Origin of the sequence: Pseudomonas danubii (assembly GCF_042980055.1) — a bacterium.
In the GTDB taxonomy this organism is placed as follows: Bacteria; Pseudomonadota; Gammaproteobacteria; order Pseudomonadales; family Pseudomonadaceae; genus Aquipseudomonas; species Aquipseudomonas danubii.
In genome coordinates this window covers 3818438-3833694 of sequence record NZ_CP116502.1, presented here as the reverse complement: position 1 = coordinate 3833694, position 15257 = coordinate 3818438, and the positions used below count along the sequence as shown (strand labels likewise).

The following is a 15257-nucleotide window of genomic DNA, read 5'->3' as shown; positions in this document are numbered from 1 at the left end:
TAACCACCTGAAAATAAAGTGATTTTGCCGATACCTCGGCCAGGGCGGGGCCAGCAGATTGCCTTATCGATCAAGGCAAAGTGCCTGCCACTGCTGGCCAGTCATGCGGTACAGGCGCACCGCACTATGCCAGCGGCTCGTCGCTGGGGGGCGCACGCCCGGCTTCGGCCAGCAGCCACTGGCGCAACAGCGCGACATTGGGTCGCTCCAGGGCCGCTGCCGGATAGACCAGATAGTAAGCCAGATCACTGGCCACACCCTGGGCAAGCGGCGCCAGCAGGCAGCCCTCGGCCAGTTCCCGGCGGACCAGCGAGCGGCGTACCAGGGCAACCCCCAGACCCGCCTTGGCAGCTTCTATGGCGCCATTGCTGTCGACGAACACCCGGCCCCGGCCGCCGTCGATCTGCCCGGCCCCGGCCGCCGCCAGCCACAGCGGCCAGTCGTGACGATGCTCATCATGCAACAACGGCAGCCCTGCCAGCTCGGCGACCGTCAGGCCAGCGTCCTGCCCCAGCAGCTGCGGGCTGCACACCGGGGTCAACTGGTCATCGAGCAAGCGTTCGCTGAGCAGCCCCTCATAGCGACCAAAGCCGTGGCGCACCGCCAGATCGACGCCATCGCGGGCCAGGTCTACCTGGCGGTTGCAGGCGCTGATCCGCACATCCACCCCAGGTGCCTGCGCTTCGAATCCCGAGAGCCGCGGCACCAGCCACTGTGTGGCGAAACTCGGCGTGCAACTGAGCACCAATACCTCCAGACGCCCACTCCCGACCATCTGCGCCGTGGCCTCGCGCATCATCCGAAAGGCCGTGCGCAAGGTCGCGAAGTACTCCTCACCGGCCGCGGTCAGGATCAAGCGCCGGGGGCGGCGCAAAAACAGCGCGAGACCCAGCACCGACTCCAGTTCCTTGACCTGCAAGCTGACGGCGCCCGGGGTGACATTCAGCTCCCTGGCCGCCAGGGTCACGCTCAGATGCCGCGCTGTGGCTTCAAATGCGCGCAGTGCCGCAAGGGGCGGCAAGGCCATGCTCATGATTTAGCTCTCCTCAACCATGGAGCGAAAAACGCTCGTTTGTCCGCGGTCGCAACTCGCAGAATAATTCGACACGGCAGCCATTCAAATAGCCAAGGCGTCCGTGCATCGACGAGCAGGACTCAATCATTGAAACACGTAGGAGTAAGCGGCATGACCAGGCAAAAAGTCATGGGAGTGATGGAATGGGGGCAATTGCTGGTGCTGTCGATCCTCTGGGGCGGCTCGTTCTTTTTTGTCGCGATTGCCGTCAAGGAGCTGCCGCCACTGACCATCGTCATGCTGCGGGTGAGCCTGGCCGCCCTCGCCCTGCTGACGCTGATCCGTATCCTCGGCCTGTCACTGCCCCGGGACCGACGAGTGTGGCTGGCGTTCTTCGGCATGGGGCTGCTCAACAACGTGCTGCCCTTTGGCCTGATTGTCTGGGGCCAGACCCATATCGCCAGCAGCCTGGCCGCCATTCTCAATGCCACCACGCCCCTGTTCGCGGTACTGGTGGCCCACGTCCTGACCACCGATGAAAAAATCAGCGGCAACAAACTGGCAGGGGTGCTGGTCGGCTTTGTCGGGGTGGCGATGATGATCGGCCCCGATGCCCTGGCGGGTCTCGGGGATCATCTCGGGGCACAGTTGGCGGTACTGGGTGCGGCACTGTCCTATGCCTTCGCCGGGGTCTTCGGCCGGCGCTTCAAGGCCATGGGCGTCGCCCCACTGCTCAGCGCCAGCGGTCAGATCTGCGCCTCCAGCCTGCTGCTGATCCCCCTGACGCTGCTGCTGGAGCTGCCCTGGAACCTGCCACTGCCGAGCCTGGCCACCTGGGGCGCGCTACTGGGAATCGCCCTGCTGTCCACCGCCCTGGCCTATGTGCTGTTCTTTCGGATTCTCTCCAGCGCCGGCGCCACCAACCTGATGCTGGTGACCTTCCTGATTCCCATCAGCGCCATTGTCCTGGGCTGCCTGGTGCTGGGCGAGCAGTTGCACGCCAGGCACCTGCTGGGCATGGGCATGATCGCCTTGGGCCTGGCGGCCATCGACGGCCGGCTGCTCAGGCGCTTCAGGGCACGCAAGCAGGCACCGTTGGATAGCGACAGTTTTCTCGGCAAGGACATTTGATAGCGGCCGGTATTCCCGCGAGGAATGCACGGATAAAAATCGCGCATTTTATTTATCGCCCGGGATCTCTTAGCGTGTCCGTTCCCCCATTGGAGATCCCGCCGTGACCGACGCCCGTCCACGCCTGTACGTCGATGCTCAGTTCACCAGCCCCTATGCCCTGTCAGTGTTCGTGACGTTGCGGGAAAAGGGCATCGACTTCGAACTCATCCCCCTTGACCTCGATGCCGGTGAGAATCGCGCCCCGGACTATGCCCGGCTGTCCCAGACCCAGCGGGTGCCGACCCTGGTGCATGACGGCTTTGCCCTGTCCGAATCCTCGGCCATCACTGAATACCTGGAGGAGCTGTTCCCCGAACCCGCGGTCTATCCCCTCGACCGACAACAGCGAGCCAAGGCCCGCCAGGTCCAGGCCTGGCTACGCAGCGACTTGCTGCCGATCCGCCAGGAGCGCTCGACCCTGGTGGTGTTCTATGGCTGCAAGGGCGAACCTCTGTCGCCACCCGCCGAAGCGGCGGTGGCCAAGCTGATCGATACTGCGCAAGCGCTGTTGGCCGATGGCCGTGACTGCCTGTTCGGCCAGTGGTCGATTGCCGATGTCGACCTGGCGCTGATGCTCAACCGACTGATCCTCAACGGTGACCCGATGCCCGCAAACCTGGTGGACTATGCCCGGCGCCAATGGCAACGGCCGGCAGTCCAGGAGTGGCTGCAATTGCCGCGGCCGGCGCTGTAGCCGCCTGGGGCGGATACGTTTGATGAGCCGCCAATGCAAAAGCCCTCCCGCAAATCCGGGAGGGTGCCTGGTTCAGTGACGCAAACGACTCAGGACGCCAGTAAGGGCTGCTGCTCATAGTTCTTGGCATAGGCGTTTTCAACGCCGGGAAGGATTTCCACTATCGAGAAGTAGCGGTCCCAGAACGGCGTCTCCCGCAACTCCTCTACCAACAGCTCATAGGCATGGTGACTGCTGGCTTCCCACAGCCACAGATCGGTGACCCGCGCCGAGTAGAACTCGATATCGAAGAAGCGCAGCGATACTTCGGCCGAATGCCGTTGCAGAATCGGCTCCATCTGGGTACGCAACAGGCGAAAGCGCTCCTCGACCGGAAACCCCAACCACTCCGGGGTGGTTTTTACCAGCATGAATACGCTGAGCACGGTGACAGACATGGTGTTGACTCCTGACAGACAAAGGGTTGATGAGTGCTGCTTGCCCAAGCAGAATACGAGTCATCACTCACCTTTGAAACTCGCATTGCCGCCATGTCAAAACACCCTGCCAGCCCTCCTCTGACCCCGCGTAAAACCCCGAGCCAACGCCGTTCGGCGCACACCGTCGAGGCTATTCTGGAAGCGGCTGCTCGCATTCTGGAAACCCAGGGACTCACCGCCTGCTCCACCAACGCCGTGGCGCAACGGGCCGGGGTCAGCATCGGCTCGCTGTATCAGTACTTTCCCAACCGCGATGCCCTGACGGTGGCGCTGATCGAGCGCGAGACCGCGCAGTTGCTCAGCGATGTCCACGACGCGAGCAGTCACGGTAGCGCCCTGGAGCGCATCCGCGCCATGGTCCAGGCCGCAGTGGCCCACCAGTTGCGCCGGCCGGAACTGGCCCGAGTGATCGATTTCGAAGAGCGCCGGCTGCCGCTGCAAGAGCGCCATCAGCGAGTGGCCCAGGTCATTCATCAAACCCTGGTGCAGGCCCTGCAATTGGCCGATGCGCCTTGGGTGCTCGATGACGTGGTCACGGTGGCCCACGACCTGTTCGCCCTGACCCACGGCATGATCGATGCCGCAGGTGAGCGAGGTGAAACCGACGCCCTGGACCTGGAGCGCCGGGTCATGCGCGCCATCCGCGGCTATCTGACGCTTGCCGGAGAATGATCGACCGACGCGGCGACACACATGACGGCTGACGCATGCAGGCAAACATATGCTGGGCATCATCGGCCTTGCCCAAGGGCACGCCGTGATGTGGCAGGCCGCTCAACGCCAGAAAAGTACCCGTGCGCCGATCCGGCTGGTATGGTGCGCCCCTTGGAAATACACCGCCCGACCCTGAGGAACCTGACCTTGAGCAGTGAAGCAAAAATGACCGGTGACCTGTTCGAAGTCGACAAGCGCCTGGCCCTCAAGCCCATCGTCGACTTCAACAGCTACCTGCGCGCCGCCTTCGCCGACGGCCCTTGCACCTGTGGCCGCTGCGTTGCCAGCCAGGGTGACGAAACCGGCTATGAATACCAGCACAGCTTCAACTTCGCCGGCCGCGTGGCCCACCGCCGCTTCGCCAGCACCGCTGGCAGCGACGTGCTGCTGGCCCTGAAGAAAGCCTGGCTGTCTTTCACCAAGATCGAGCTTGCAGTGAGCGGCGAGCTGGACCTGGCGACGGTCAAGGACTTCGTCGAGCCCGAACTGCACAAGCTGCTGGTGCCGCTGTTCGTCGCCAGCGGCCTGACTCGCGAAGTGGATGGCCAGTTGCAGATTCAGGCGCAAGTGGCGGCTTGAGACAACCGTCACGCCTCTGCCGCAAGCACAGAGGCGTGCGACCTAGAGCCAGCGCCGCACGCGCTGTCGATACGCCGCAAAATCCGCACCAAACAACCGCCCGAGCGCCCGTTCTTCGGGAGCGATCTGCAAGCGATTCATGTACAGGACAAACCCCAGGACGCCCAGCAGCACCAGGGGCGAGGCCAGGTACAGCCCCCAGGCCAGCAACCATAGGGCAAAGCCGACATACATCGGGTTGCGGGTGTAGCGGTAGATGCCTGACGTGACCAACGCTGAGGCCGCTTCGGGTTTCAAGGGATTGACCGTGGTCCGGGCACGCCGGAACGAGACCCCGCCCGCCAGAACGAACAGCAGCCCCGCCCCGATCAGCGGCAGCGCCAACAACAGGCGTGTGCCCCATGCCAGGTCAAGTCCCGGCAGCCCCAGCGATGCACCGCCCATCAGCCCGCCGAACACCAGCGCCACCAGCGGGGGCGGAACCTTGTTTTCCAGTGCCTGCAGCATGATTCTTCCCTCGACATGTTGCGCAATAGACAGGCGACGGATCTCTGGCCCCAGAGGTTGCCCGTCACCCGCCACAGCTTACCGTCGCTCAATAATGCGACAAGACATTCCTGGGAAGCCGGCACTGCCCACTTGAGCATCAGCGCGCATTTGTACATCCTCCGGGCCTCGACCTGATTGTCCCCGTCCACTCTGAACCCCCAACTGGACTGGTTCCAGCGCGAATGGCCCTGAAACCTCGGAATCCCTCACAACATGCAAATACCCCATCAAGGCAGTTGCCTATGCGGCGCAGTCACTTACCGAGTGTCCGGCGCACTGAAAGCCGTCACCCACTGCCACTGCCGCAAGTGCCAGAAAGGCCATGGCGCGGCCTTTGCCTCCTACGCCAGCACCCCGCGCGCGAATCTGCACGTCAGCGACGCCGGCACAGCCCTCAAGAGCTATGAGTCCTCCCCCGGCGTGCTGCGCCAGTTCTGCTGCCACTGTGGCTCATCATTGTTCTGGCAAAATGTGCGAGGCGAATACTCCGAGTGGATTTCAATCGCCATCGCCACCCTGGACACGCCATTCACAGCCCCCAAGCAGAAGCACCATTGCGTGGCCATGAAAGCCAGTTGGCATGCCATCACCGATCACTATCCGCAACTGCCCTGACCCCGGGCGCAGCCGTGCCCCTACCTGAAGGATCGGCCAATAGATGAGCCAGCACTTGTGCTACGTGTGGCTACTGCCGCTGCTGGAAAGCCCTTATGAGTCGGTAGCGGCCAACCTGCCCAATGCCCTGGCCGAGCTGGACATCAAGCACCCGCTGCCCCAAGCGGTCGACCTGCGCCAGTTGCTGCTGACCGCCCTGGAGTCCGACTCCGAATACTGGGCGCAATGTGCCGTGATATGGCTGGAAACAGGCTTTCCACTGGATCACGAGCTATGCGAAACCCTGCTGCATCAGGTGTCTCGCAAACGCTTCAGCCAATCCATCCGGCACAGGCTGACGCCCCTGGGCAAGCGCTGGCTGCGTCAGCACCGCCCGACGACCTGAACACCACCGGCCCCGGCGCCGCTAGCGCGCCGCCAGATCCTTGGGTTTGTAGAACAGGAAATGGCCGATTTCGGTGGTCTTGATATAGCTCTTGGCCCACTGCGGTGAAACGCTGCGGTCGTGAAAGTACAGGGCGCCGCCGGTGCGGTCCTGGAGCTGCTGATTCAGCGCCTTGCGCGCAATCTCCTTGGCTAGGCTATAGCGCCCCTCCTCTTGCACCTGATCCGGGCGACCGTCGCACCACCAGGAGAACTGGCACGGACTTTTTTCCGAGCCCTGCTTGACCACCTCGCACACGGTAGACGGAAAACCTTCATGGCCCAGGCGGTTCATGACCACATCGGCCACCGCTTCCATATCGGCAGACTCCCCTCCTTTGGCTTCCCAATACAGAGTTCGCGACAGACAGGTGATGGCATCGTCCACCGGTGCCTGTCCAGCGGGGTCAACGGCCTGGACTTCAGGCTTGGTGATGGCTGCCGCCTGGGGCTCGGCCTTGGGGCTCTCTTTGTCCGCGACTTTCTGCTCCAGGACCTGAGCCTTGTCCTTGGCCACTTCCTGGACCACCGATTGCGGCTCGGCGGCCAGGAGCTGGGCGATATAGAGCATCAGACCGTAGCAGGTAAGCCTTGCGATGAAGTGCATGATCGACTCTTCCAACAAGTCATGGACCCTGTGTCAGCGCCAGCCCTGAGCCATTGAGCCACAGCGCCGCGCACCGAGGCCGGCGCACGGGCTCGTAGGCGACTACCGACGGGTCATGAGCGGGCCATATCGAGTCGACCATGGCGCCACTAAAACATTCCCTTGAAAAACGCTGACCGGGCCAGGGACGCTGGACCTCGGCGCAGCGCCCCGGCTCAGCACCTAGAACTTGTAGCCCAAGCCCACCATGTACACGAACGGGTCGACATCCACATTGACCTTGGAGCGAACCCCAAGCTGGCTGTTGTTCACATAGGCATCGGTATTGATGTCGATGTAGCGCATCTGTGCGTTGAGCATCAGCCGATCGGTGAGCATGTAGTCCATGCCCACTTGTGCCGCCCAGCCCCAGGAGTTGCCGGCGCGGAAGTTGTCGAAGCCTGCGGCTGAAGCCCGGCTGCCGACCTTTTCATCGTAGATCCAGGTGTAATTGATCCCCGCCCCTACATAGGGCTGGAACGCCGATTTGCTGTGCATCGGGTAGTACAGCAGGCTCAGGGTCGGCGGCAGGTGCTTGAGGGAACCGAGCTTGCCATCGGCAATGCCGCCAGCGGTGCCACTGAGGCTCACGTTGTGTTCAAAGGGGGTCGCCGCCAGCAGTTCCACCGCCAGGTTATCGGTCAGCATGTAGGCGAAGTTCAGGCCCAATTGGGTATCGCTGCCCAGGCTGGCCTTGCCCCCCAGGCTGGTGCCGGCCAGGGCGCCGCGATCGACCTTGACGCTGGAGCTGCTCTCACGCGGGTCCACCGTCACCGCGCCGGCGCGGACAATAATGTCGCCAGCCTCGAAGGCCTGGGCCGTGGAAACGGCCAGGGCAGACAACAGCAGGCTGGTACTCAGAAGGGTCAATTTACGCATGCATCACTCCACTACTCGAACAACGGCCAACCCGCCAGCCGTGATCACGGCGGGCTGTGCCAGGGAGGCTTGAGTATCGAGAAGCAGGTGAACGCGCACATCTGCCGAATGACATAGGCCGAGGCCGATCAGGCGCCGGATGCGTTGCGGGGTGTTTCGTGAATCAAGGCCGCGGCCGGGCGCCTGCGGCCAATCGCGGCCGAAGCCCGGTCAGTCCAGCAAGCCGGCGTTCTTCAGCAGTTCGCCCAACCCCTGGGGAACCAGCGGCGTATGCTCGGTGAAACTGACGCTGCCCTGCCAGCGGGCCACAAAGGGCGCGCCGTCGCTTTCCTGGGCGTCAAGTTGAGCGCGCTGATAGACCGTCGCATCCTCGAAGCGGGCGTCGTACACCTGGACGATTTCATGGCCGGGTTTGCCGTCGTACACAAACAGGCTTTCCAGAGTGCCGATCAGCCGCAGGTTGTTGATCGACTGCCCCAACTCCTCCTGCACTTCACGAACAATGGCCTGGGCGCTGTGCTCACCAAAATCGATCCCACCGCCCAGCGGCCGGAACAGAGTCTGTTGCGTGTCGGCATCAACGAACTGATTGACCAGGATCTTGCCCTGGTGATGGAAGACACACAGCGCCAGGGCGCGGATACGGGGTTCAGCCAAGGGATGAAGTCCATTCAAAGGGGGCAAGGCGCGGCATTAGAACATGGCGCAATGAGCATCAGCCAGCGTAGAAATACTTTACCGCCAGCGTCGGCACCTCCTCCATCGCCGACCACAATTGCTCGTCCAGCTCGCCACCGATCAGCTCATATTGCTCGTCACTCAGCAGCTCGGGAATGTCCCACAGCCGCTGCAGTTGCGGGTGATCGTCAAGAGGCCCGATCAACTGCCGCTGGCGGCTGACCACGGCATGGGTGCTACGCGCGCCAATGGCAACCAGCGCCTTGAGCGCCAGCTCGCAGCAATGCTCGCCCCAGTTGCAGAAGAACTGCAGGAAGCCCCCGTTGTAACCGTCCGCTTCCAGGCGCCAGAGCGCCACGATCAACTGATCGTCCTCTGGCAATTGCTCCAGTTGCCACTCCAGAGCCTGCAGCCGCCCCATGGATTCCCGGCACAGGTGCTCCCAGATCCAGTCGAAGGCATCGATGCCGACATCCGCGTCACCCAGGTGCGGCCAGGACACCGAGATCCCATGCGGGTGAATCCGAAAATCCGCGCGCTGCTCGGGTGTGGCGCTTTGCAGCTGGCTGTAACGGCTCAAGGGTTGGCGCAGGACCAGGCCGTCGGCCCAGCTCAGGCAGAGCGCGTCATCTTCGAAGTGGACATGGAGGATGGGAGGGAATCTCAAAACGCTACCTATTTTTTCCTGAAGGCCTTGGACGACGGACAAACAATCACTTGCTCTGCAGCGCGAGAGTGCCGCGACTCAATTAAATTTGCCGCATCACTGTGTCTGGACGGCGGCAGGCTTATCGAATTCAACCGGGACCCGCCTTCTCGCGCTGGAGCATCCGGTTGCAGGCCGTCATCAGCATCCCGCTCAACAGCCCGATCAGCAGGAACGGAAAGAAACCATGGGTCAGCAGCGGCACCCAGAAGCCCAGCCCCGCGGACCAGCCCTGAGGATTGACCATCAACCCCTGTGCCCCGGACAGCAGCCAGACCACCAGACCACTGAGGCCGCCACCGATCACGTAGCGCCAAGGGGTGACCAGTACCCGCTCCACCAGCCACAGCATCGGCCAACAGACCAGCACACTCAGCCACGCGCCGATCAACCCGCCGAAGAAAAACATCGGCAGGCTTTCCACGCCCTTGGGATAGAGCGCCGTAGCGATGCTGCCCAGGGTCAATGCACCTGACAGTGGCACCGCCAGGAGCCGCCCCCAACCCTGCCGAGCTTGTCCATGAAGCGGCACCGGCAGCTTGTCGATACCACGGATCACCAGGCTGTACAGGCCACCCAGGGCCAGTCCGCCGGCCAGCGGCAGTAGCAACAACTGCATCCATGACGCGCGTACCAACAAGGTCGCGACCAGGCTCAGGATCAGGCCGATCCACAGATAGCGCATCTTGGCCTGCGGGCAGCGCCGATCACTCCAAAGCAGCAGAGGAATGCCCAGGACAATGGCAATCACGCTGCCAAACAAAAAACCGGAAAACAGCTGCGTGCCACTCCAGCCCTTAATCAGCCCCTTGATCACGGCGTAGACCAGACCGGCGCATACCGGCAGTGCAAACAATCGGAGTTCGGCGTTGGGCCGCATTGGGTTCCACCTGAGTTGGCAGCGGGTGCCGGGTTGAATAGCAGAGCGTTTTTACACAACTGCGGCGGACTAATCCACTGCTGGAAAAACTGTGCAACCTTAAGCCCGGCAATGGCTTATTGCTCAATATCGGGTTATACAACTGGGCGAAAATTCATCCAGACACTCACCGTAAAAGACCACCCACCGATGCTCTCAGCCCAACAAGCCTGTGCTCTGGTGCTCGCCATGCATGACGGCATTATCAACGATGGAAAACCTGAGCGTTTTGTCATTCAGTCCTGCGAGCTCTGCCCCCTGAGGGCTTACTGGGTGATCCGCTGCAACAGCGTGGATTATGTGCAGCACGGCGTGGAGTCGAGTTGCTATATCGGCATAAACGCCCATCTGGTCAACGTCCAGACTGGAGTGGTCGACACCATCGGTAGTGCCATCAGCGTGGATGACTACCTGCAAGACAAGTACGATCAGGACGCTGCGATGGGCAACTTTTATGTGCTGACTCCTGCATTCAATCGCCACGACAAAACCGCGATGGGCAATCTGCGGCAAAAACTGGCCTGCACCTATCCACAGGTCGTTGCACTGCTGTCAGAGCAGAACAAGCATTGGCTTACAGGCAGCCGCCGAGTCCTGCTGCTAGCTCAACAGCAGCTCTGCGGCCAAGGCGTGCCCAGCACGATCAGGTTGGTGCCTGAAACAGCCGGTGCAACTCCTCTGGACGGGCAACTCTGCCACGCTGACGCGGTCCTGCTAGCGCTCCGGCGCAGGTTGCAATGACCCAGCGTTGACCGACGCGATACGAAAGGAAACTTGACGTGCTGGCAAGACTGAACGGACAGGAACTGCATTTCTTTGGCACACCCAAAGCATTCAATGCCATGGCACGAGCCATTCGCAAAGGCCGGCACGGCGACTCTCAATCAATGCCGCTGGAGCAGGAGCAGGAGCAGGAGCAGGAGCAGGAGCAGGAGCAGGAGCAGGAGCAATCAAGTTTCAGCACCCTTTTCCTGAGTTGCTCCGATCAATCGAGCAGGATCTGGATTGAGCACAGCAAGGTTCATATCCAGTATGCCGAGGCCAGTAAAAACCAACTCTACCCTTGCCTCTCCATGCCCGCTGAAACAGCGCCGGGTGCGCTTTTTTTCATCGACAAACTGCAACAGGATCACCCACCGCTGCTCACCGACGACTCGCTGAGCCTTGTGCTGCATGTCATCGCGAACGACGCCGATGCTTGAACTGCATCTGAAAGAGTAAACAGGCCCATGAAAATCTACCTCGACGACGAACGCCAAACCCCGCAAGGCTGGATTCGCACCTACTGGCCGGACGAAGTCATCGCGTTGCTCAAAGCCGGCGGCGTCGAAGAGATCAGCCTCGACCACGACCTCGGAGATGACCTGCGCGGCACCGGTTACGACGTGATCCTGTGGATCGAAGAGGCCGTGGCCCTGAATGGCTTTCGTCCACCGCGTATTCACATCCACTCGGCCAATGCCAGCGCCGTGGAAAAGATGCGCGCAGGCGTGCAAGCGATCGATCGACTGGCCCGCAACAACGGATGCCGCCCATCAACCGACAACAGTGGCAGTTGACCCCATCGAGGACCGCGCGGCAGCGAAATCGGGCAACAGCTAAGGGCCCCCCTAGCCTGCCAACCGCCGGCCCAGGATCTGCGCATACTCGCTCTTGATCTGCTCAAAGCCGTACTTGTGCTCCAGGCGCTTCACGGTGAAGTGCCCCCGGGCCATGTCCTGGTAGAAATCGGTGAACAGCGCATTGATGGTGGCCCCGGTAACGGCGCCGATCACGGGCACCGCCTGGGCCGCAAACTTGCTGGAGATGGTCACGCCATAACGGCTGGCGACCTTCTCGATCAACAGCGCCAGCCACTTGCCCACCTGCCCCGGCGACAACCTGCCAGCCGCGCCCACCCCCTGCTTGGCGGCAATCGCCGCCAGTTCCTTGGACAGTTGCTGCATGGCCTGGGTGGTGAAGCTGCGTGTGAGGTAGTAGCCGGTCTCCGTGGCGTCGTCGGCCTGGCTGTTGCCGCCCATGGCGAACACTTCGATGCAGGCCTGCTTGGTGGCCAGGTCGTTGAGGTCGAAGCCTTCGCTGCGGGCCACATCGGCCACCGAGCGCATCATGATGGTGGTGGAGATGGGCAACTCGACAAACAGCGCGGCAAAACCAAAAGCGCCGCCCACCGCACCGGAGGTGGCGGCATAGACTTTGTGCAGCAGCGTCGAGGCCTGTTTCTTGGGCGTATTTTCCAGGCTCCACAGCGCCGCATCGGCGGAGGTCTGCAGCGCGGCCACCACCGCATCGTTGATTTTTCCGGACACCCAGTTGGGCAAGGCCTTGACCGCGCTTTCAATGGGCGAGCCGAGCACGCCGGACAGGCGCGCCGTCAGCGAGGGTGACTCCAGCAAGCCCACGGCACGCTTGAGGTCCCCATAATCCTGCGGATTGTCTTTGATATTCACGCACTTCTCCTGCCGTTAAACCGCCCACGACGTGCAAGGTAATGGGTTTGCAACGCTCGGGAAAGTGAGGCCGGGGCCTGCCCGCGAAAGGACTGCAACGTCCTCTCGCGGGCAGGCCCCGGATCATTGCCGTCAATCCTGCAACCAGACCCGCACTTCCCGTACCGCGCCTTCAATGAACACCAGGTTGGCGACCTGCCCGGCCTCGATCAGGTCCTGGCGAGCCCATTGCAGGGACTCCAGCAGCGGCCCGCGCTCCACCAGTTCGACCCGTTCCACCGCGGCCTTCATCGACTGCCGGGCATCGGACTTGGCCTTGCGAATGGCGGCCAGCGTGGCACTGACCGCCTCCAGCAGCGGTTCGACAAAGTCCTCGGCCGCCTGCGCCTCGGGCCAGCTGGCCCGGTGCACCGAACCCGGCTGCCAGCAACGCCAGACCTCCTCGCAGACAAAGGGCAGAAACGGTGCGAACAAGCGTTGCAGCACACTCAAGGCCGCCGCCAGGGCGTTGCGCGCCGAATGCCCTTCGGGCCGATAGGCACGACGCTTGACCAGCTCCACATAGTCATCGCAGAACCACCAGAAGAAGCCCTCGATGCCCATCAGCGCACTGCTGTAGTCGTAGCCCTCCAGAGCCGCCTGGGCGTCCAGGGTCACCGCCCCCAGGCGCTGCAGCATGGCCTGATCCAACGGCTGCTCAACGCGGCCTTCGGGGTCTCCCGGCACCGCGAAAACCAACTTCGACAGGTTGAACAGCTTGAGCGCCAGACGCCGGCCGATCTTCATCTGCTGTTCTTCAAAGGCGGTGTCGCTGCCCGGGCGCCCGAGGGCCGCCCAATAGCGCACACCATCGCTGCCGTATTGCTCCAGCAAGGCTTGCGGCGTGACCACATTGCCCCGGGACTTGGACATCTTCTTGCGGTCCGGATCAAGGATCCAGCCCGACAGCGCCACGTGCCGCCAGGGCACGACGGCCGCTTCGAAATGGCTGCGCACCAGGGTCGAGAACAGCCAGGTACGGATGATGTCGTGGCCCTGGGGTCGCAGATCCATGGGATAGACGCGCTGGAACAGATCCTCGTCCTCCTCCCAGCCGGCGGCGATCTGTGGGGTCAGGGAACTGGTGGCCCAGGTGTCCATGATGTCGCGCTCGCCGATAAAGCCATGGGGCTGGCCGCGTTGCTCGGGGCGGTAGCCCGCTGGCGTGTCCAGGGTCGGGTCCACCGGCAGTGAGGTTTCGTCCGCCAGGATCGGCCTGGCGTAGTCCGCTACGCCCTGGGCATCCAGCGGATACCAGAACGGAATCGGCACGCCGAAGACCCGCTGGCGGCTGATCAGCCAGTCGCCATTGAGGCCGCCGACCCAGTGCTCGTAACGACTGCGCATGAACGGCGGATGCCACTCCAGGGACTGGCCGCGGCCGAGCAACTGCTGGCGCAGTTCAGCGCTGCGCCCACCGTTGCGCAAGTACCACTGGCGCGTGGCGACAATCTCCAGAGGCTGGTCGCCCTTCTCGAAGAACTTCACGGCGTGCCGGATCGGCCGCGGTTCGCCAAGCAAAGCGCCACATTCACGCAACATCGGCAGTATCAACTTGCGTGCCTGGGGCAAACTGCACCCCGCCAGGGCCTCATAGGCCTGAGGCGCGCCCGGCGTGGTCAGCCAATCGGGCGCCTGGGCCAGCAGCCGACCGTCCGGCTCGATGATCGAGCGGGTGGGCAACTGCAGTTCGCGCCACCAGAGCACATCGGTCAGATCGCCAAAGGTACAGACCATCGCCAGCCCGCTGCCCTTCTGCGGATCGGCCAGGGCGTGGGCCAGCAACGGCACCTCGACCTCGAACAGCGGCGAACGCAGGTGTTGGCCGAAGCGTTTCTGGTAACGCGGGTCATCCGGATGCGCCACCAGCGCCACGCAGGCCGCGAGCAATTCGGGGCGGGTGGTGGCAATGCATAAATCCTCACCTTCGATGCCCTGGAACCGCAGGTCGTGATACGCCCCCGCCACCTCCCGTTCCTCCAGTTCAGCCTGGGCCACGGCGGTCTGGAAGGTCAGGTCCCACAGGCAGGGAGCCTGCTGGCTGTAGAGCTCGCCGCGCCGGTAGTTGCGCAGCAAGGCGCGCTGGCTGACCCGCTGCGCACGCTCATCAATGGTGGCGTAGGTCAGGCCCCAGTCCACCGACAGGCCCAACTGCATGAACAAGCTGCGAAAGGCCTGCTCGTCGAGGGCGGTCAAGCGGTGGCACAGCTCGACAAAGTTGCGCCGGCTGATCGCCGCATAGTCGGCACGCCGCTCGGCGACCCGGGCCGGTGGCTGCAACTGCGGCTGGTAAGGCGCCTGGGGATCGCAGCGCACGCCGTAGTAGTTCTCGACCCGGCGCTCGGTGGGCAAGCCGTTGTCGTCCCAGCCCATGGGATAGAACACGGCCTTGCCGCGCATGCGTTGAAAGCGCGCGATGATGTCGGTGTGGGTGTAGCTGAACACATGGCCGACGTGCAACGAGCCCGAGGCTGTGGGTGGCGGTGTGTCGATGGAGTAGACCGCGTCCCGGGCGGCACTGCGATCGAAGGCGTAGGTGCCCTCTTCCAGCCAGCGCTGGGACCAGCGTGTTTCGAGGTGTTCAAGCGAGGGTGTGGCGATGGGGCAAAGCGTTGGGGTTACACGTTTAACGGTGACATAGCATCCTCCTGTTATCACCCGATGGCGCCGCAAGAATCGGCGCCGAAGGGGAAATTTAT

The 15257-nt window shown here is 62.8% G+C and carries 19 protein-coding genes; 9 read left to right on the top strand and 10 right to left on the bottom strand.

Going from position 1 to position 15257, the window contains the following annotated elements:
- Positions 1 to 124: 124 nt before the first annotated feature.
- A complete protein-coding gene (gene gcvA / locus PFZ56_RS17780) occupies positions 125 to 1033 on the bottom strand; it encodes a transcriptional regulator GcvA (RefSeq protein ID WP_110595850.1) in 909 nt (302 codons plus the stop codon).
- Between the two features lie 153 nt (positions 1034 to 1186).
- Here gcvA and PFZ56_RS17775 point away from each other — a divergent pair, with 153 nt between their 5' ends.
- Together PFZ56_RS17775 and yfcF are read left to right on the top strand one after the other, a co-directional pair.
- The gene (locus tag PFZ56_RS17775) at positions 1187 to 2146 is read left to right on the top strand and encodes a DMT family transporter (RefSeq protein WP_170003752.1); all 960 of its coding nucleotides are present in this window, start codon (positions 1187 to 1189) and stop codon (positions 2144 to 2146) included.
- Between the two features lie 103 nt (positions 2147 to 2249).
- Positions 2250 to 2882: a glutathione transferase gene (gene yfcF / locus PFZ56_RS17770; protein ID WP_110595851.1), complete on the top strand. Its 633-nt coding sequence runs from the start codon at positions 2250 to 2252 to the stop codon at positions 2880 to 2882.
- Positions 2883 to 2971: 89 nt separating this feature from the next.
- On the opposite strand, the gene PFZ56_RS17765 is transcribed toward yfcF, so the two are convergent.
- Positions 2972 to 3319, bottom strand: a complete 348-nt coding sequence (locus PFZ56_RS17765; protein WP_240321974.1) for a darcynin family protein — start codon at positions 3317 to 3319, stop codon at positions 2972 to 2974.
- 93 nt (positions 3320 to 3412) lie between these two features.
- On the opposite strand from PFZ56_RS17765, the gene PFZ56_RS17760 reads away from it, so the two are divergent.
- Both PFZ56_RS17760 and PFZ56_RS17755 read left to right on the top strand, forming a co-directional pair.
- Positions 3413 to 4033: a TetR/AcrR family transcriptional regulator gene (locus PFZ56_RS17760; RefSeq protein WP_102879922.1), complete on the top strand. Its 621-nt coding sequence runs from the start codon at positions 3413 to 3415 to the stop codon at positions 4031 to 4033.
- A 207-nt stretch (positions 4034 to 4240) separates the two neighbouring features.
- The gene (locus PFZ56_RS17755) at positions 4241 to 4654 is read left to right on the top strand and encodes a hypothetical protein (RefSeq protein WP_372342463.1); all 414 of its coding nucleotides are present in this window, start codon (positions 4241 to 4243) and stop codon (positions 4652 to 4654) included.
- A gap of 42 nt (positions 4655 to 4696) precedes the next feature.
- Here the strand turns inward: PFZ56_RS17755 and PFZ56_RS17750 are convergent, their stop codons facing one another.
- A complete protein-coding gene (locus PFZ56_RS17750) occupies positions 4697 to 5158 on the bottom strand; it encodes an isoprenylcysteine carboxylmethyltransferase family protein (RefSeq protein ID WP_170003784.1) in 462 nt (153 codons plus the stop codon).
- A 258-nt stretch (positions 5159 to 5416) separates the two neighbouring features.
- On the opposite strand from PFZ56_RS17750, the gene PFZ56_RS17745 reads away from it, so the two are divergent.
- Positions 5417 to 5818, top strand: a complete 402-nt coding sequence (locus PFZ56_RS17745) for a GFA family protein (RefSeq protein WP_170003746.1) — start codon at positions 5417 to 5419, stop codon at positions 5816 to 5818.
- 43 nt (positions 5819 to 5861) lie between these two features.
- The gene (locus PFZ56_RS17740) at positions 5862 to 6203 is read left to right on the top strand and encodes a hypothetical protein (protein WP_265074633.1); all 342 of its coding nucleotides are present in this window, start codon (positions 5862 to 5864) and stop codon (positions 6201 to 6203) included.
- A 21-nt stretch (positions 6204 to 6224) separates the two neighbouring features.
- On the opposite strand, the gene PFZ56_RS17735 is transcribed toward PFZ56_RS17740, so the two are convergent.
- From PFZ56_RS17735 to PFZ56_RS17715, 5 genes are all read right to left on the bottom strand, one after another.
- Complete coding sequence (locus PFZ56_RS17735) at positions 6225 to 6848, bottom strand: cell wall hydrolase (RefSeq protein WP_170003740.1); 624 nt, start codon at positions 6846 to 6848, stop codon at positions 6225 to 6227.
- Positions 6849 to 7070: 222 nt separating this feature from the next.
- Positions 7071 to 7766, bottom strand: a complete 696-nt coding sequence (locus PFZ56_RS17730; RefSeq protein WP_102879926.1) for an OmpW family protein — start codon at positions 7764 to 7766, stop codon at positions 7071 to 7073.
- Between the two features lie 210 nt (positions 7767 to 7976).
- Entirely contained in the window at positions 7977 to 8423 is a 447-nt protein-coding gene (locus PFZ56_RS17725; protein ID WP_170003737.1) for an NUDIX hydrolase, read from the bottom strand.
- Between the two features lie 58 nt (positions 8424 to 8481).
- Positions 8482 to 9111 (bottom strand): DUF4375 domain-containing protein, encoded by a 630-nt coding sequence (locus tag PFZ56_RS17720; RefSeq protein WP_102879928.1) that lies wholly within the window; start codon positions 9109 to 9111, stop codon positions 8482 to 8484.
- 130 nt (positions 9112 to 9241) lie between these two features.
- Positions 9242 to 10030, bottom strand: coding sequence for a hypothetical protein (locus PFZ56_RS17715; RefSeq protein WP_170003734.1), 789 nt, complete (start codon positions 10028 to 10030; stop codon positions 9242 to 9244).
- Between the two features lie 228 nt (positions 10031 to 10258).
- Here PFZ56_RS17715 and PFZ56_RS17710 point away from each other — a divergent pair, with 228 nt between their 5' ends.
- Genes PFZ56_RS17710 through PFZ56_RS17700 form a run of 3 tightly spaced genes read left to right on the top strand, consistent with a single transcriptional unit; the run spans position 10259 to position 11628 of the window.
- Positions 10259 to 10810: a hypothetical protein gene (locus PFZ56_RS17710; protein ID WP_260627304.1), complete on the top strand. Its 552-nt coding sequence runs from the start codon at positions 10259 to 10261 to the stop codon at positions 10808 to 10810.
- A gap of 38 nt (positions 10811 to 10848) precedes the next feature.
- A complete protein-coding gene (locus PFZ56_RS17705; RefSeq protein ID WP_394304406.1) occupies positions 10849 to 11271 on the top strand; it encodes a hypothetical protein in 423 nt (140 codons plus the stop codon).
- Positions 11272 to 11298: 27 nt separating this feature from the next.
- Positions 11299 to 11628 (top strand): cyclic-phosphate processing receiver domain-containing protein, encoded by a 330-nt coding sequence (locus tag PFZ56_RS17700; protein WP_110652991.1) that lies wholly within the window; start codon positions 11299 to 11301, stop codon positions 11626 to 11628.
- A gap of 51 nt (positions 11629 to 11679) precedes the next feature.
- Here the strand turns inward: PFZ56_RS17700 and PFZ56_RS17695 are convergent, their stop codons facing one another.
- Positions 11680 to 12519 (bottom strand): EcsC family protein, encoded by an 840-nt coding sequence (locus PFZ56_RS17695; RefSeq protein WP_110595856.1) that lies wholly within the window; start codon positions 12517 to 12519, stop codon positions 11680 to 11682.
- A gap of 132 nt (positions 12520 to 12651) precedes the next feature.
- Positions 12652 to 15216, bottom strand: a complete 2565-nt coding sequence (gene valS / locus PFZ56_RS17690; protein ID WP_170003728.1) for a valine--tRNA ligase — start codon at positions 15214 to 15216, stop codon at positions 12652 to 12654.
- Between the last annotated feature and the right edge of the window lie 41 nt (positions 15217 to 15257).

Coding starts and splice junctions, on each gene's coding strand:
- PFZ56_RS17730 (WP_102879926.1), bottom strand. CDS start 7,766: ATGCGTAAATTGACCCTTCTGAGTACCAGCCTGCTGTTGTCTGCCCTG.
- gcvA (WP_110595850.1), bottom strand. CDS start 1,033: ATGAGCATGGCCTTGCCGCCCCTTGCGGCACTGCGCGCATTTGAAGCC.
- PFZ56_RS17740 (WP_265074633.1), top strand. CDS start 5,862: ATGAGCCAGCACTTGTGCTACGTGTGGCTACTGCCGCTGCTGGAAAGC.
- PFZ56_RS17765 (WP_240321974.1), bottom strand. CDS start 3,319: ATGTCTGTCACCGTGCTCAGCGTATTCATGCTGGTAAAAACCACCCCG.
- PFZ56_RS17775 (WP_170003752.1), top strand. CDS start 1,187: ATGACCAGGCAAAAAGTCATGGGAGTGATGGAATGGGGGCAATTGCTG.
- PFZ56_RS17745 (WP_170003746.1), top strand. CDS start 5,417: ATGCAAATACCCCATCAAGGCAGTTGCCTATGCGGCGCAGTCACTTAC.
- PFZ56_RS17715 (WP_170003734.1), bottom strand. CDS start 10,030: ATGCGGCCCAACGCCGAACTCCGATTGTTTGCACTGCCGGTATGCGCC.
- PFZ56_RS17700 (WP_110652991.1), top strand. CDS start 11,299: ATGAAAATCTACCTCGACGACGAACGCCAAACCCCGCAAGGCTGGATT.
- PFZ56_RS17710 (WP_260627304.1), top strand. CDS start 10,259: ATGCATGACGGCATTATCAACGATGGAAAACCTGAGCGTTTTGTCATT.
- PFZ56_RS17760 (WP_102879922.1), top strand. CDS start 3,413: ATGTCAAAACACCCTGCCAGCCCTCCTCTGACCCCGCGTAAAACCCCG.
- PFZ56_RS17735 (WP_170003740.1), bottom strand. CDS start 6,848: ATGCACTTCATCGCAAGGCTTACCTGCTACGGTCTGATGCTCTATATC.
- PFZ56_RS17755 (WP_372342463.1), top strand. CDS start 4,241: ATGACCGGTGACCTGTTCGAAGTCGACAAGCGCCTGGCCCTCAAGCCC.